Source organism: Arthrobacter sp. TRD_SC_6 (assembly GCF_055361185.1).
Genome location: NZ_CM143953.1, coordinates 2500106 through 2516522 on the forward strand (window position 1 = coordinate 2500106; position 16417 = coordinate 2516522).

Consider the following 16417-nt stretch of genomic DNA (forward strand, 5'->3'; position numbering starts at 1 on the left):
GGCAGCGTTCGATAGGCTCGCTGAATGCGATGGGATCCCACACAGTACGCCCGATTCTCCGACCACCGGTCGCGGCCTTTCTTCGACCTGGTGGGCCGCATTAACCATGACGCGCCGCGCAGGGTGGTGGATCTGGGGTGCGGGCCGGGGGAGCTGACTGCCGTGCTGGCCCGCAGATGGCCCAATGCAGAGGTCCTGGGGATGGACTCTTCTCCGGAGATGATCGAGCGGGCAGAGGCGCTGGGCGACGCCCCGGCCAACCTGTCCTTCGCCATTGGCGATGTCCGCGACTTCGCGCCTGAACCGGGTACCGACGTCGTCGTCTCGAATGCATTGCTGCAGTGGGTGCCTGGCCATCAGGCACTTTTGGCCAGCTGGGCGTCGAGGCTGGAAGCCGGAGCTTGGCTCGCGCTGCAGGTGCCGGGGAACTTCTCCTCCCCTTCCCACGCGCTGATGCGCCAGCTTGCCGATTCAGAGCGGTGGAAGCCTAAGTTGGCCGGTGTGTTGAGGCACGACGACGCCGTCAGCGAGCCGGGCGGGTACCTGCGCCTCCTGGGCGGGGCGGGATTGGCGGCGGATGCCTGGGAGACTACGTACCAGCACCTCCTGCAGGGGAAGGATCCGGTGCTTGAATGGGTTCGCGGAACCGGCCTACGACCGGTACTCGCCGCCCTCTCTGCAAGCGAGGCAGCGGAGTTCGAGGCCTCCTACTCCGCTTTGCTGGCAGGAGCGTATCCGCCTGAATTGGACGGGACCGTTTTCCCTTTCCGCCGTATCTTCGCGGTGGGCCTCAAGCTACCAACCACGTGAGCGCCACTCTTCGAGCGAGGGCCGTTCAGCGCCCAGGGTAGTGGGCTTTCCGTGGCCCGGATGGACGACCGTCTCATCAGGCAGCACGTCGAACACCCGCTCCACCACGTCGTTGAGAAGCGATTCGAACCGCGCCGGGTCTCCGCCCGTGTTCCCTACTCCTCCGGGAAACAGGGAGTCCCCAGTGAACAGGTGCGCGGGCTTGTTAGCGTCTCGGTAAAGAATTGCCACCGAACCGGGCGTGTGTCCGCGCAGCGAAATGGCTTCGAGGTCGAAGCCGTCGAAGTTGCCAATGTCCCCGTGCTCCAGCGGTATGTCGGTTTTTACCGGGATATCACCGACGTCTGCCGCTCCAGCAGCGGTTTTCATCCCGGTGGCTTCCACCACCTCGGCCAGGGCGCGTACGTGGTCCCAGTGCGAATGCGTGGTGATTACGAGCGTGGGCCGAAGGTCCGCTGCGGTGTCGGCGGACGCCGAAGCCATCAGCTCAAGGACGCCCTCTGCATTATCGGCAGCATCGATCAGAACCTGCGCACCGCTCGCCTTGGACGTCACGACGTAGACGTTGTTGTCCATTGTGCCCACTGATGTGCTGCGGATAGTTATGTCCCGGAGGTCATGCATGATGGCCAGTGTAGTCCCGGAACTGGGCGGCATCGGCGGGAACCTGGCTGGAAACCGGATGGAGAAGCTGCGCGCTGCGTGGCAGAATGTGAGCACCCGTCCGCCGTCGTTCAGGAGCGCGCACTGTGAACTCAGATGTAACAGCGTGGCTTCGGATTGATCCGGCGAGCCCCAAGCCACCGTATGAGCAGTTGCGTGTGCAGATTCTGGATGCAGCGAATGATGGCTCACTTCCGGTTGGGACGCGGCTTCCGCCGGTCCGCACCCTCGCAGCGCACCTCGGCGTGGCAGTGAACACTGTCGCCCGTGCCTACCGTGAGCTGGAGCAGGCGAAGATTGTGGTCACGCGTTCGAGGGCCGGGACTGTCGTGGCCGCAGCAGGTGACGAAGCGCGGCAGAGGGTGGCCGAGGGCGCGAGTGAGTTCGCCCGGCTGGTCAAGGCGAATGGCATCACCGAAGAGGAAGCAGTGTCCTACCTGAGGGCTGCTCTCCGCCGTCGGTGAACATTCGGCGGGACACGCCGATATAGCGCTCTTCGAATATGTCTTCGAACACAGTTTCCTCTAAAGTGAAATGGTGTCTATCGCAACCCCATTGGATTCCGAACTCTCACACCCCGACAATATGCGCCCCGATCTCTCGCGGCTGGTAGTCAAGGGCGCGCGCGAACATAACCTGCGCAACGTTGACCTGGACCTGCCGCGTGACGCGATGATCGTGTTCACGGGTTTGTCGGGTTCCGGAAAGTCATCCCTTGCCTTCGACACCATCTTCGCGGAAGGGCAGCGGCGCTACGTCGAGTCCCTTTCGGCCTATGCGCGCCAGTTCCTGGGGCAGGTGGATAAGCCCGACGTCGACTTCATCGAAGGCTTGTCGCCAGCGGTTTCGATCGACCAGAAATCCACGAGCAAGAACCCGCGTTCAACGGTGGGCACCATCACCGAGATCTATGACTACATGCGTCTGCTTTGGGCGCGCGTCGGGCGCCCTCACTGCCCGGTGTGCGGCGAGGCGGTCACCAAGCAAACTCCGCAGCAGATCGTCGACCAGCTGATGGAACTGGACCAGGGCACCCGCTTCCAGATCCTCGCTCCCGTGGTGCGCGGGCGGAAGGGTGAGTTCGCCGATCTCTTCCAGGACCTTGCGGCGAAGGGCTACTCACGGGCGCGGGTGGACGGCGACCTCGTGCAGCTCACCGATCCACCGAAACTCGGTAAGCAGTTCAAGCACACCATTGAAGTCATTGTGGACCGCCTGGTGGTAAAGGACGGCGTTCGTCAGCGGCTGACGGACTCGATCGAGACTGCTCTCAAGCTCGCCGAGGGACGCGTGCTTGCCGACTTCGTCGATCTCGAGGCTGAAGACCCGCGGCGCATCCGCGCGTTCTCTGAAAACCTCGCCTGCCCCAATGAACACCCGCTGGCCATCGACGAGATCGAGCCTCGTTCGTTTTCCTTCAACAACCCTTTCGGGGCGTGCCCTGCGTGCACCGGTATCGGCACAAAGCTCGAAGTCGACGAGGAGCTGGTGGTACCCAACCCTGACCTTTCGCTCCGGGAAGGCGCAATAGCACCCTGGGCATTGGGAACGGCAACCCTCGAGTACTGGACCCGGCTCCTGGAGGGATTGTCCAAAGAGATGAAGTTCTCCATGGACGCCGCCTGGAGCAAGCTTCCGAAGCACGCGCGGGACGTTGCGCTCTACGGCAAGGACCACAAAGTGGTTGTCCAGTACCGCAACCGGTTTGGCCGGGAGCGGAAGTACAGCACGGGGTTCGAAGGCGCGGTGCAGTACATCCATCGCAAGCACCTTGAGACGGAATCGGATTACGCCCGCGACCGCTACGAGGAATACATGCGTCAGATTCCCTGCCCGGCGTGCGGTGGGGCCCGCCTCAATCCGGCGTCGCTTTCCGTACTCATCAATGGGCGCTCCATTTCAGAGGTTGCGGCTATGCCGATGCGCGAGTGCAGCGACTTCCTGAACAACCTCGTCCTCACCGGTCGTGAAGCGCATATCGCGTCGCAGGTTCTGAAGGAAATCCAGGCTCGGCTCCGCTTCCTGCTGGACGTCGGGCTCGAGTACCTCAACCTCGAACGGGCAGCTGGCACACTTTCCGGCGGCGAGGCGCAGCGCATTCGACTGGCTACGCAGATCGGCTCGGGCCTGGTCGGCGTGCTTTACGTTCTGGATGAGCCGTCAATCGGGCTCCATCAGCGGGACAACCGGCGCCTGATCGAAACCCTCACGCGCCTACGCAACCTGGGAAACACCCTGATCGTTGTTGAACACGACGAAGACACCATCAGCGAAGCCGACTGGATCGTCGACATCGGTCCGGGCGCAGGTGAACACGGCGGCCAGGTAGTGCACTCGGGTTCTTTGGAGGACCTTTTGCTCAATGAGCACTCCATCACGGGCGATTACCTGTCCGGTCGGCGCAGGATCGAGACACCCGCCAAGCGGCGGAAGATTGACCGGTCACGGCAGCTGAAGGTGGTCGGTGCGCGCGAACACAACCTAAAGGGTGTTGACGCCTCCTTCCCGCTCGGGGTGCTGACCGCAGTTACCGGCGTCAGCGGATCGGGGAAGTCGACTCTCGTCAACGAAATCCTCTACAAGGTGCTTGCGAACAAGCTGAACGGAGCCAAGCAGGTAGCCGGGCGGCACCGTCGGATCGACGGGCTGGAGCACCTCGACAAGGTCATTCACGTAGACCAGGGGCCAATTGGCCGGACGCCCCGCTCAAACCCCGCTACCTACACCGGGGTGTTCGACAACATCCGCAAACTCTTCGCAGAAACCACGGAGGCCAAGGTCCGCGGGTACCTGCCCGGCCGGTTCTCGTTCAATGTCAAGGGTGGGCGCTGCGAGGCGTGCTCCGGAGACGGAACGTTGAAGATCGAGATGAACTTCCTGCCGGACGTTTACGTGCCGTGCGAGGTCTGCCACGGCGCGCGGTACAACCGGGAGACCCTCGAGGTCCACTACAAGGGCAAGACCATCGCCGACGTACTCGACATGCCCATCGAGGAAGCAGCAGAGTTCTTCGCGGCGTTCACTCCCATCGCACGGCACCTGACCACCCTCGTGGACGTCGGGCTGGGCTACGTTCGGTTGGGCCAGCCCGCAACCACCCTGTCGGGGGGTGAAGCGCAGCGCGTGAAGCTTGCAAGCGAGCTCCAGAAACGGTCGAACGGCCGCAGTATCTACGTACTCGACGAGCCCACAACCGGGCTCCACTTCGAAGACATCAGGAAACTGCTGCAGGTTCTGCAGGGCCTGGTGGAAAAGGGCAACACGGTCATTACCATCGAGCACAACCTGGACGTCATCAAGAGCGCAGACTGGGTGATCGACCTCGGTCCCGACGGTGGTTCGGGTGGTGGCGAGATCATAGCGACCGGCACACCGGAGCAGGTCGCTGCCTCGGACGTCAGCCACACCGGAAAGTTCCTCGCTGGGGTACTCGCTGGCCGGTAAATATTCCACGAGCAGCATGCTTGTTTTTCTCACCGCGCCGAGCTGTGGGAAACTTGCCCGGTGACGAATACGCGGCTTCTCGTTCTTTTCGACCTGGACGGTACCCTGGTCGACCCGGCGGGAGCCATCACCGGAGGGATTGCCTCCGCGCTTCGGGAGACCGGACTTGCGGTACCGCCCGCTGACAGCCTGACGCGGATGGTGGGGCCGTCTCTCGTGCAGTCGTTGACCAGTATCGCCGGTGTTCCCGAGAACAGGGTGGACGAAGTGATCGCCCTCTACCGCGCCGGTTACCGGCGGGAGGGCATGGCCGCGAGCAGGCCGTATCCCGGCATCATTGAGGTCATCCGGACATTACAGAGACGTGGCGATCTGGTGGCAGTGGCCACCCAGAAACCTGAGTGGTTGGCGCGTGAACTGCTCGATGTCCAGCAGATGGCGGGTTTGTTCGACTCCATCCACGGCTCGCCGAGAGACGAGCGGGAGGCCGCCGCTCTCGACGGCAAGCGCACCATCATCGCGGCGGCACTGGCAGCCCACAAGGGAGAGTACGACGCCGCAATCATGGTGGGCGACCGCTCCCACGACATCCACGGGGCAGCGGACAACCTCCTCCCGTGCATTGCGGTCGCCTGGGGGTTCGGCACCGAGGAGGAGTTCGAGCAAGCCGGGCCCGCCGTCGTCGTCCGTTCCGCCGGAGAGCTCTTGGACTACCTCAATGAGTTCGGGGCGCTCGGCAGCCGCACCAAGAAGCACAGTCCGGGAGCCCATAGCCCGTCGGAGGCGGCCCGTGGGCGTCTATGACCTGACCCGCAGCAGTACCCGCGGACTCATCGCCGGCCTGTGCAGGCCAACCGTCGAAGGCCTGAAGAATGTACCATCGACCGGCGCGTTCATAGTCGCGCCCAACCACTTGTCCTTTCTGGACAGCGTGCTGGTGCAGGCGCTCATGCCCCGTCCCGTGGCGTTCTTCGCCAAAGCGGAATACTTCATGGGTAAGGGAGTGAAGGGGACACTCATGCGGTCCTTCTTCGAGGGCGTCGGCTCAATCCCGGTGGAGCGAGGCGAGCAGGCGGCGAGCGTCCAGGCACTGAAAACCCTGCTCGTCATGCTGGAGGCAGGCGACGGCATCGGAATCTATCCGGAGGGATCCCGCTCGCGGGACGGGCTCCTCTACCGCGGAAGGACCGGGGTGGGTTGGCTGGCGCTGACCACCGGCGCGCCGGTGGTGCCGGTTGGCCTGCTCGGAACGGACCTGCTACAACCCGCTGGCAAGCGTTGGATCCGCCCGCAGCATTTCACGATGAGGATTGGTTCACCGCTCCATTTCGACAAGACCGGACCGAACCATTCGCTTCCGGCCCGCCGTGAAGTCACCGACTCCATCATGGACGCCATCGCGGGACTAACGGGCCAGGAGCGTGCTTCCGGCTACAACAAGAGCGCCACAGAGTAGACGCTGGTGCAGCTCCCCGCTGCGTCACGGTCACCAGAACTCCGCGCGGCACGTGAGCGCTGGCAGCCCCCGATAGGATGTGTAGGTGGCAGATCCAGCAACCTACCGGCCAAAAACCGGCGAAATCCCGCAGGATCCAGGAGTTTACAGATTTCGCGACCAGCATCGGCGCGTTGTCTACGTAGGCAAGGCGAAAAACCTGCGCTCTCGACTGAACTCCTACTTCGCCAATCCGCAGACCCTCATGCCGCGGACCCGCGCAATGGTTCACAACGCTGCAAGCGTCGAGTGGACGGTCGTCGGGAGCGAACTCGAAGCACTCCAGCTTGAGTACACGTGGATCAAGGAATTCAATCCGCGGTTCAACGTGATGTTCCGCGACGACAAGTCCTACCCCTACCTCGCGGTAACACTCGGGGAGAAGTACCCACGCGTGCAGGTCATGCGTGGCGACAGGCGGAAGGACACCCGCTATTTCGGCCCGTTCTATCCGGCCAAGGCGATCCGCGAGACCGTTGACACACTGCTCAGGGTTTTTCCCGTGCGTACCTGCAGCTCGGGGGTCTTCAAGCGGGCGGAGCGTTCCGGGCGGCCGTGCCTGCTTGGGTACATCGACAAGTGCTCTGCACCGTGCGTGGGCCGCATCTCCCCGGAAGGCCACCGCGACCTGGCCCTGCAGTTCTGTGATTTCATGTCCGGGCAGGCCAACCGCTTCATCCGGGAGCTTGAGCAGCGCATGGCAGCAGCGGTAGCTGAACTGGATTATGAGTCCGCGGCCCGTACCCGGGACGACATCGCGGCTCTCAAACGGGTCTTTGAACGCAACACCGTGGTTCTGAGTGAGGACACCGACGCCGACGTCTTTGCCCTCGCCGAGGACGAGCTGGAGGCCGCCGCCCAGGTTTTCCACGTGCGCGGCGGCCGGATCCGCGGTCAGCGCGGTTGGGTCGTCGAGAAGGTCGAGGACATGACCACAGGCGATCTTGTGGAGCACCTTCTCCAGCAGGTATACGGCGAAGGGAACAGCAGCAACAACCGGATTCCACGGGAGGTGCTCGTCCCCACGCTTCCCAGTAACGAAGAGCAGATGCGGCAATGGCTGCTCAACCTGCGCGGGGCGCGGGTGGACATCAGGGTTCCGCAGCGCGGGGACAAGGCAACCTTGCTGGGTACCGTCGAGCAGAACGCGGCTGACTCACTGCGCTTGCACAAGAGCAGGCGGGCGGGGGATATCACTACCCGCTCAGCTGCACTGCAGGAGCTGCAGGAGGCCCTCGAACTCCCGGTTCCACTTATGCGTATCGAATGCTTCGATATCTCCCACGTGCAGGGAACCAACGTGGTCGCGTCAATGGTGGTGGTTGAGGACGGGTTGCCCCGGAAGTCGGACTACCGCCGGTTCTCCATCACCGGCGATGCGGCCCGCGATGACACCGCTTCGATGTACGACGTCATCTCCCGCCGTTTCCGCAACTACCTCGCCGAGCGCAACCCGCTCGACTCCCTGCCGGGCGCAGAGAGCGTTCAGGGCACCGACAGCACGGGGAACAGCGGGGGGTACGACGACGGCGGAGCGGAGGTTGCCGCAGCCTCCCCACGCCCCGAGGCGCGCCAGAAATTCGCCTACCCACCCAACCTGGTTGTGGTGGACGGCGGCCAGCCGCAGGTCAGGGCCGCAGCTCGCGCGTTGGCCGACCTGGGTATCGATGACGTGTTCGTCATCGGGCTGGCCAAGCGGCTGGAAGAGGTATGGCTCGCGGAAGGCGAGTTCCCCGTAATTCTCCCGCGCGCTTCGGAAGGGCTTTTCCTCCTTCAACGCATCCGGGATGAGGCCCACCGGTTTGCGATCGCGTACCACCGCCAGAAAAGGGGTAAGTCCATGACCGAGTCCGTACTGGACGAGGTTCCAGGGCTCGGACCTGCTAAACGCCGCTCCCTCCTGAAACATTTCGGCTCAGTGCGCAAGCTCCGCGCGGCATCGGTAGACGAACTTCAGCAGGTGCAGGGTGTGGGGCCGGCGCTGGCTCAGACCATTAGAACGCAGTTGGCGGAGGGAAGCGCACGGACGGGCGACGCCGGGCAGGAAGCGGTGAATATGACGACCGGCGAAGTACTCGATTCTTAGTTAGGGTAGAAACCGGACGCACGGCCGTTGAAACCACCTGATTCTTCGGTAGTACGGGCGGACAATGCAGTACAACTCGCGCGCAACGGTGGGATGGAAACGAAACTATGAACGCTGATGGACTAACGCCTGTCAAACCTGCCGAATCGGAGCTGCTGGTAGTCACAGGCATGTCCGGCGCGGGCCGCAGTACGGCAGCCAACGCCCTCGAGGACCACGGCTGGTACGTCGTTGAGAACCTTCCTCCGCAGATGCTGAGCACACTCACCGAGATCGTCTCGCGGACCCCTGAATCGATTCCCAAGCTTGCGGTGGTCATTGACGTCCGAAGCAAGGAGCTGTTCCAGGACGTCCAGGGCTCCCTCGCCGCGCTCCGGGCTGCGGGAATCACTTACCGGGTCCTGTTCTTGGATGCAGCTGACGACACCCTGGTCCGCCGGTTCGAGCAGGGGCGCCGCCCCCACCCGTTGCAGGCTGACGGCCGCATCCTCGACGGGATAGCAGCCGAGCGCGAGGTACTGCAGGAACTGAAGCACGCCTCGGACATTGTGGTGGACACGACGCAGCTGAACGTTCACGCCCTGGCCACCAGCATCACGGAACTGTTCTCCGAGTCCGGTCCCATCGTCCTCCGTCTCAACGTCATGAGCTTCGGCTTCAAGTACGGGCTCCCCGTCGACGCCAATTTCGTGGCCGACGTCCGCTTTATTCCCAATCCGCACTGGGTTCCGGTGCTCCGTCCACAGACCGGACTCGATGAGCCGGTCCGTGACTACGTCCTCGCCGCCAATGGCGCGGCGGAGTTCGTCGACCGGTACGTGCACGCGCTTGAGCCTGTGCTTGAGGGTTACCGGCGTGAGAATAAGCACTACGCAACCATTGCCGTGGGCTGCACGGGTGGGAAGCACCGTTCTGTGGCGGTCACCGAGGAGATCGCTAAGCGCCTCGCCCAGCTTCCGCGTCTGCAGGTGATGGCCCACCACAGGGATCTGGGGCGCGAGTAGTGGCGATCATGACCGGGTCACTGCCCCTGATTCCGGCAACGTCCGCATCGCGGTCAGCGTTCGGTAAGCAGGACAACGCACTGTCCGTCGTCGCGCTTGGAGGTGGACATGGCTTGTCGGCGTCGTTGTCGGCGCTCCGGCTCCTGACTTCGGAGCTGACAGCGGTGGTGACGGTAGCCGACGACGGCGGTTCCTCCGGTCGCCTGCGCCGCGAGCTTGGCGTCCTGCCGCCAGGTGACTTGCGAATGGCACTGGCTGCGCTGTGTGACGACACTGACTGGGGGAGGACCTGGCGTGACGTTATGCAGCACAGGTTCACCTCCCGCGACGGGACGGAGGGCTCACTCGATAACCATGCCCTCGGCAACCTCCTGATCGTCACCCTCTGGGAATTGCTCGGTGACCCTGTCGCCGGCCTGCAGTGGGCAGGTGCCCTGCTTGGTGCGCGCGGCAGGGTGCTCCCAATGGCGAGCGTTCCGCTCACCATCGAGGGAGATGTGTTGTCCGAAGGCACCGACGGGCACCTGCACCTGAGGAAGGTCTCGGGCCAGGCACAGCTAGCCGTGGCCGGCAGTACGGGCAACGTCAGCAAGGTCAGGCTCCTTCCCGAGGACGCGACCGCCTGCGTGGACGCGCTCAACGCCATCGAGCTGGCCGACTGGGTGATCCTTGGGCCTGGCTCCTGGTACACGTCCGTGTTACCGCACCTCCTCCTACCGGAGCTCCGTGATGCTTTGTGCAATACGACGGCGCGGCGTTGCTTGACAATGAACCTGAGCAATGACACCAAGGAAACCCAGGGAATGACGGCGGTGGACCACCTGGCGGTCATCAAGCGGTACGCACCCGATTTCCGGGTCGACGCCGTCATCGCCGACCCGTCCGTCGTCGGCGACCGGGCCGAGTTCGAGGCGGCCGTAGGGGAGATCGGCGGCCGTGCGATCTTGGGTAAAGTAGGCTCTTCAAGCGGCGGACCGGTTCATGATGCATTGCGACTTGCAACGGCTTACCACGACATGTTCGGTGAATTTTAGGAGGGTGTCTGTGGCGCTGACTGCGGATGTGAAAGAGGAACTCTCGCACCTCGATGTCAAGAAGTCTTCTGTACGCAAGGCCGAGGTTTCCGCTTTGCTGCGCTTCGCCGGAGGCCTGCACATTATTTCGGGCCGGATAGTCATCGAGGCGGAGGTTGACCTTGCCTCGACCGCCCGGCGGCTCCGCAGTGCTATTTCGGATGTCTACGGGCACAACAGCGAAATCATCGTCGTCTCCGGCAACGGATTGCGGCGCGGCAACCGCTACGTCGTCCGGGTGGTCCGCGATGGTGAGTCGCTCGCCCGCCAGACCGGGCTGCTGGATAACCGCGGCCGGCCGGTAAGAGGGCTGCCCTCCGTCGTCGTGAACGGTTCGGCGGCAGACGCCGAAGCCGTCTGGCGTGGAGCGTTCCTTGCCCACGGATCCCTCACCGAACCTGGCCGTTCCTCTGCCCTGGAGGTTACGTGTCCAGGGCCGGAATCAGCCCTGGCCCTGGTCGGAGCTGCTCGTCGCCTCGGCATTACCGCGAAGGCACGAGAGGTGCGTGGCGTTGACCGTGTGGTCATCCGCGACGGTGACACTATCGCCGTCCTGCTGACCCGCATGGGCGCCCACGATGCGCTTATGGTCTGGGAAGAGCGCCGCATGCGCAAGGAAGTGCGTGCCACCGCCAACCGAATGGCCAATTTTGACGACGCGAACCTTCGCCGGTCAGCGCAGGCAGCTGTCGCAGCGGGTGCACGGGTGGAACGGGCGTTGGAAATTCTCGGTGAGGAAGTTCCCGATCACCTGAAGTACGCGGGAGAACTGCGGGTTGCGCACAAGCAGGCAAGCCTCGATGAGCTTGGACGGATTGCCGATCCACCCATGACCAAGGACGCCATAGCGGGACGTATCCGCAGGCTCCTCGCCATGGCTGACAAACGCGCTGTGGAACTGCGCATTCCGGGCACCGAGGCCAATGTGACCGCCGACATGTTGGATGAATGAATACCTGCATAGGATGGACATGCAGCCTGTCGGCCAGCCGGCCGGCCAGCGGAACCCGTAAGGGCGCCGCATCAGTCGTGTGATACCCGCGACAGCAATACACAGGACATGGAGGATTTCGTGAGCGAATACGTACTGCCCGAACTCAACTACGATTACGCGGCCCTGGAGCCGCATATTTCTGCCAGGATTATGGAGCTGCACCACAGCAAGCACCATGCGGCCTACGTCAAGGGCGCCAATGATGCTCTTGCTCAGCTTGCGGAGGCCCGCGAAAAGGGTGACTTCGCCAACATTCCGAAGCTGTCGAAGGACCTTGCATTCCACACGGGCGGTCACATCAACCACTCGGTGTTCTGGAATAACCTCTCACCGGAGGGTGGGGACAAGCCCGAAGGTGAGTTGGCTGCTGCAATCGACGACGCTTTCGGTTCGTTCGATGCATTCCGCGGCCAGTTCAATGCCGCCGCCATCAGCTTGCAGGGCTCCGGTTGGGCCTTCCTGGCTTACGAGCCGATCGGCGGAAACCTCGTGATCGAGCAGCTCTACGATCAGCAGGGAAACGTCGCCTTGGGGACAACGCCGCTGTTGATGCTGGACATGTGGGAGCACGCCTTCTACCTGGACTACGTCAACGTGAAGGCTGATTACGTGAAGGCGTTCTGGAACATCGTCAACTGGGCGGATGTTGCCCGCCGGTTCGAAGCTGCGCGCACGCACGCAACCGGACTGATCACCCTGTCCCACTAACGGTGGCGTTGCCGGGCGTAACCTTTCCTGCCCGCTCAGGGCGGGAGAGGCGCCCGGTGCGTAAGATGTTCTAAGTCGCGCACGTCACATCTAGCAGTACGCCCGCGACCAACGGAATTTAAAAACGCGCACAATGCGGTGCAATCTTTGTCAGTCGCCGGACGGTACGCCCATGCAGGCAGTCGCCGTCGGCAGCAACCCCTATCAAGGAGATAGCAACAGTGACTACACGTGTAGGAATCAACGGGTTCGGCCGCATTGGACGCAACTACTTCCGCGCAGCCCTCGAACAGGGTGCCGATCTCGAGATCGTGGCCGTAAACGACCTCACCAGTCCCGAGGCCCTCGCACACCTGCTCAAGTACGACTCCGTCACCGGTCGCCTTAAGGCCTCCGTCGAGGTGGATGGCGGCGACCTCGTAGTCGACGGCAAGCGGGTCAAGGTGCTCGCCGAGCGCGACCCCTCGAACCTTCCCTGGGCCGACCTCGGTGTCGACATCGTCATCGAATCCACCGGTTTCTTCACCAAGGCCGCCGACGCGCAGAAGCATATCGACGCCGGCGCCAAGAAGGTCCTGATCTCGGCCCCAGCCTCCGACGAGGACTTCACCGTCGTCCTCGGCGTCAACGACGCCGACTACGACTCCGAGAAGCACCACATCATCTCCAACGCCTCCTGCACCACCAACTGCCTCGGCCCGCTGGCAAAGGTGCTCAACGACTCCTTCGGCATCGAGCGCGGCCTCATGACCACGGTGCACGCCTACACCGCCGACCAGAACCTGCAGGACGGCCCGCACAAAGACCTCCGCCGCGCCCGCGCAGCAGCCATCAACATGGTGCCGACGTCCACGGGTGCCGCCAAGGCGATCGGTCTGGTGCTCCCCGAGCTGAAGGGCAAACTGGACGGATACGCCATCCGCGTTCCCGTCCCCACTGGTTCCGCCACGGACCTCACCGTCACCGTGGGTCGCGAGGTCACGGTCGACGAGGTAAACGCTGCGTACAAGGCTGCGGCCGAGAGCGGGTCCCTTGAGGGCTACCTCTCTTACACCGACGCCCCGATCGTCTCCTCGGACATCGTGACGGACCCCGCGTCCTGCATCTTCGACTCCGGCCTGACCAAGGTCATCGGCAACCAGGTCAAGGTCGTCGGCTGGTACGACAACGAGTGGGGCTACTCCAACCGCCTCGTGGACCTTACTGAACTCGTCGCGGCCAAACTGGCTTAGGGCCGCTGTGGCTTTTCAATCGCTGAATGACCTGCTGGCAGTCGGCGTCCGTGGGCGGCGCGTTCTGGTTCGTTCGGACCTCAACGTGCCGCTTGACGGCGAGGTACCCAATCAACGCGTCACCGACGACGGCCGGATCCGCGCTTCGCTTCCGGTTCTGGAGAAGCTGACCAACGCAGGGGCGAGCGTCGTCGTCATGGCGCACCTGGGCCGTCCCAAGGGAACGCCCGAGGAGAAGTATTCCCTGCGGCCTGCAGTGGAGCGGCTTGCGGAGCTCGCAGATTTCCCGGTGACCCTCGCGGAGGATGTGTCGGGCCAGAGCGCGCGCAGCCTGGCGTCCGGACTGGGCGCCGGTGAAGTGCTCGTTCTGGAGAACGTCCGTTTTGATGCCAGGGAGACCGCAAAGGACGACGCCGAACGCGCCACCCTTGCCGTCGAACTGGCGGGACTGGTTGGCGACGACGGCGCCTACGTGGATGATGCCTTCGGAGCCGTGCACCGCAAGCACGCCAGCGTGTACGACGTCGCAGAACGCCTTCCGTCCTACCAGGGCGACCTCGTGAAGGCGGAGGTGGACGTTCTTGAGCGGCTGACCTCCGAACCCGAAAGCCCCTTCGTGGTGGTTCTCGGCGGATCAAAGGTATCCGACAAGCTCGCGGTCATCGACAACCTGATCGGAACAGCTGACCGGCTGCTCATCGGTGGCGGTATGGTGTTCACCTTCCTTGCGGCGCAGGGACACTCTGTCGGTTCCAGCCTCCTCGAAGATGATCAGCTCGAAATTGTGCGCGGCTATCTCGCGCGGGCCGAACAAGCGGGAACTGAGATTGTCCTTCCGACGGACATTGTGGTCGCTGAAAAGTTCGCCGCTGACGCGGATCACGAAACTGTAGGAGCGCACAGCATCGAATCCACGAGGTTCAAGGACGCCGGCATCGGACTGGACATCGGTCCTGAGTCAGGTGCCTTGTTCGCCGAAGCCATTTCGACCGCCCGGACCATCTTCTGGAACGGGCCCATGGGCGTCTTCGAGTTCGATGCCTTTGCAGCCGGCACACGGTCGGTTGCGCAGGCGCTGGCAGACGCAACAGGGGCTGGCGCGCTGACCGTAGTGGGCGGGGGAGACTCGGCAGCCGCTGTGCGGGCGCTCGGATTCGACGAATCCAGCTTCGGGCACATATCCACCGGCGGTGGCGCAAGCCTTGAGTACCTGGAGGGCAAGGAATTGCCCGGGCTCACTGCATTGCAACACTGACCAGCGACACCCCTCTCAAGAAACTGGAGAATTGATGACTTCATCAACGAATGGCAAGTACGATCGCCGTCCGCTGATTGCCGGCAACTGGAAGATGAACCTGGACCATGTCCAGGGAATCACCCTCCTCCAAAAGCTGGCATGGACGCTGGATGACGCCAACCACGATCACGCGCGGGTGGAAGTAGCGGTCTTCCCGCCCTTCACGGACCTGCGCGGTGTGCAGACCCTGGTCAAGGGCGATGACCTGAGTGTGGTGTATGGCGGCCAGGACCTTTCTCCACACGATTCTGGCGCCTACACGGGAGACATCTCCGGGCAGTTCCTCGAGAAGCTCGGCTGTGAGTACGTACTCGTGGGCCATTCAGAACGGCGGGCAATCCACCAGGAGTCCGATGAGCTGCTGAATCAGAAGGTACATGCCGCCTATCGGCACAACGTTCTGCCTATTCTCTGCGTAGGTGAGGGACTTGAGGTCCGGCAGTCGGGCCAGCACGTCGAGCACACGCTCGAACAACTGCGCCGGGGAGTCGAAGGACTCCAGTCCAGCGACGCCGGCCGCCTGGTGGTCGCATACGAGCCCGTATGGGCGATCGGCACGGGCGAGGTCGCGGGACCGGAGGACGCACAGGAGATGTGCGCTGCTATCCGCACCGAACTTGCCTCACTGTTCGACGACTCAGTGGCGGCGCGTGTGCGGCTGCTTTACGGCGGTTCCGTGAAAGCATCGAATGTTGCCGCCATCCTGAAGGAGCGCGACGTCGACGGCGTCCTGGTCGGCGGTGCGAGTCTCGATGTATCGGAGTTTGCTAACATTGTCAGGTTCGAGCACCATCTGGTGACCGACTAGGTCACGCCGAAAGGTCACTGTGGAAATTCTCCGTATCATCCTGCTTGTTCTGCTGGGCATCACCAGCCTTCTACTGACGCTGTTGATCCTTCTTCATAAGGGACGCGGCGGCGGTATGTCGGATATGTTCGGCGGCGGGATGACCACCAGCATGGGTTCGTCCGGAGTTGCGGAGCGCAATCTCAACCGTTTTACCGTTGCTCTTGGACTGGCGTGGGGTGTCGTCATCGTTGCACTCGGCCTGATCCAGCGGTTCGCGGGCGATTCCTGACCCGTCCCTGACACCTCTCAGGAGGCATCCGGAGAAACTTGCGGAAGCGTATTTTGCAGTCCCGCGTTCACCATCGAAGAGCGTACACTGATCCTCAACGCAGGTCGTGTGCGGTATTGATCGGAGAAATCCATGGTGAACGCGGGACACGCTTTTAAGGGAACGAGGATAGGCGCTGAGTACAGTTCCAGCGCAACAGGTCGGCATCCTGAAGCTGAGCGGAGCACACCGCCCGCAGCTCGAACGGTGGTCAGTTACTGGTGCCTGGACGGCCACGAAACCCGGCCAACCTTCGCAAAGCTGAGTGATCCCGAAATACCCGAAACATGGGAGTGCGGTCGCTGCGGACGGCCCGCGGGACGATCACCCGGAACCGACCTGAGCGTGGATGGCGACGAACCGTACAAGAGCCACCTTCAGTACGCCAAGGAACGCCGAACCGAGGCGGAAGCCGAACAGGCGCTGGAGGAAGCGCTGATGAAGCTGCGCCAGCGCAATAAGCCCTGAAGCTGGAGGGCTCTAAAGCTGACCG

The 16417-nt window shown here is 63.1% G+C and carries 16 protein-coding genes; 15 read left to right on the plus strand and 1 reads right to left on the minus strand.

Annotated features, from left to right (window positions below):
- Positions 1 to 24: 24 nt before the first annotated feature.
- Entirely contained in the window at positions 25 to 810 is a 786-nt protein-coding gene (locus tag ACWA1U_RS11775) for a trans-aconitate 2-methyltransferase (protein WP_463722369.1), read from the plus strand.
- Here ACWA1U_RS11775 and ACWA1U_RS11780 read toward each other — a convergent pair.
- On the minus strand, positions 796 to 1434 hold the full coding sequence (locus ACWA1U_RS11780; RefSeq protein WP_463722370.1) for an MBL fold metallo-hydrolase: 639 nt from the start codon (positions 1432 to 1434) through the stop codon (positions 796 to 798). The genes ACWA1U_RS11775 and ACWA1U_RS11780 overlap by 15 nt on opposite strands.
- Before the next feature lie 125 nt (positions 1435 to 1559).
- Between ACWA1U_RS11780 and ACWA1U_RS11785 the strand changes: the two genes are divergently transcribed.
- From ACWA1U_RS11785 to ACWA1U_RS11850, 14 genes are all read left to right on the plus strand, one after another.
- On the plus strand, positions 1560 to 1937 hold the full coding sequence (locus ACWA1U_RS11785) for a GntR family transcriptional regulator (protein ID WP_463722371.1): 378 nt from the start codon (positions 1560 to 1562) through the stop codon (positions 1935 to 1937).
- A gap of 121 nt (positions 1938 to 2058) precedes the next feature.
- Positions 2059 to 4917, plus strand: coding sequence for an excinuclease ABC subunit UvrA (gene uvrA / locus ACWA1U_RS11790; RefSeq protein ID WP_463725032.1), 2859 nt, complete (start codon positions 2059 to 2061; stop codon positions 4915 to 4917).
- A gap of 60 nt (positions 4918 to 4977) precedes the next feature.
- Entirely contained in the window at positions 4978 to 5721 is a 744-nt protein-coding gene (locus ACWA1U_RS11795) for an HAD hydrolase-like protein (protein WP_463722372.1), read from the plus strand.
- Positions 5708 to 6373: a lysophospholipid acyltransferase family protein gene (locus ACWA1U_RS11800; protein ID WP_463722373.1), complete on the plus strand. Its 666-nt coding sequence runs from the start codon at positions 5708 to 5710 to the stop codon at positions 6371 to 6373. The genes ACWA1U_RS11795 and ACWA1U_RS11800 overlap by 14 nt, the downstream gene beginning before the upstream one ends.
- Before the next feature lie 85 nt (positions 6374 to 6458).
- Positions 6459 to 8498, plus strand: a complete 2040-nt coding sequence (gene uvrC, locus ACWA1U_RS11805) for an excinuclease ABC subunit UvrC (protein WP_463722374.1) — start codon at positions 6459 to 6461, stop codon at positions 8496 to 8498.
- 107 nt (positions 8499 to 8605) lie between these two features.
- Positions 8606 to 9502: an RNase adapter RapZ gene (gene rapZ, locus ACWA1U_RS11810; RefSeq protein WP_463722375.1), complete on the plus strand. Its 897-nt coding sequence runs from the start codon at positions 8606 to 8608 to the stop codon at positions 9500 to 9502.
- Entirely contained in the window at positions 9502 to 10536 is a 1035-nt protein-coding gene (locus ACWA1U_RS11815; protein WP_463722376.1) for a gluconeogenesis factor YvcK family protein, read from the plus strand. Before rapZ ends, ACWA1U_RS11815 begins: the two co-directional genes overlap by 1 nt.
- Before the next feature lie 10 nt (positions 10537 to 10546).
- Positions 10547 to 11527 carry a DNA-binding protein WhiA gene (gene whiA, locus ACWA1U_RS11820; protein WP_463722377.1) on the plus strand — a complete coding sequence of 327 codons (981 nt, stop codon included), beginning with the start codon at positions 10547 to 10549 and terminating at the stop codon, positions 11525 to 11527.
- 120 nt (positions 11528 to 11647) lie between these two features.
- The gene (locus tag ACWA1U_RS11825; RefSeq protein WP_463722378.1) at positions 11648 to 12277 is read left to right on the plus strand and encodes a superoxide dismutase; all 630 of its coding nucleotides are present in this window, start codon (positions 11648 to 11650) and stop codon (positions 12275 to 12277) included.
- A gap of 221 nt (positions 12278 to 12498) precedes the next feature.
- Positions 12499 to 13509: a type I glyceraldehyde-3-phosphate dehydrogenase gene (gene gap, locus ACWA1U_RS11830; RefSeq protein WP_463722379.1), complete on the plus strand. Its 1011-nt coding sequence runs from the start codon at positions 12499 to 12501 to the stop codon at positions 13507 to 13509.
- 7 nt (positions 13510 to 13516) lie between these two features.
- Positions 13517 to 14764, plus strand: a complete 1248-nt coding sequence (locus tag ACWA1U_RS11835) for a phosphoglycerate kinase (protein ID WP_463722380.1) — start codon at positions 13517 to 13519, stop codon at positions 14762 to 14764.
- 34 nt (positions 14765 to 14798) lie between these two features.
- Positions 14799 to 15614 carry a triose-phosphate isomerase gene (gene tpiA / locus ACWA1U_RS11840; protein ID WP_463722381.1) on the plus strand — a complete coding sequence of 272 codons (816 nt, stop codon included), beginning with the start codon at positions 14799 to 14801 and terminating at the stop codon, positions 15612 to 15614.
- Between the two features lie 19 nt (positions 15615 to 15633).
- Complete coding sequence (gene secG, locus ACWA1U_RS11845; protein WP_026543639.1) at positions 15634 to 15885, plus strand: preprotein translocase subunit SecG; 252 nt, start codon at positions 15634 to 15636, stop codon at positions 15883 to 15885.
- 132 nt (positions 15886 to 16017) lie between these two features.
- Complete coding sequence (locus tag ACWA1U_RS11850) at positions 16018 to 16392, plus strand: RNA polymerase-binding protein RbpA (RefSeq protein WP_463722382.1); 375 nt, start codon at positions 16018 to 16020, stop codon at positions 16390 to 16392.
- Positions 16393 to 16417: the final 25 nt, after the last annotated feature.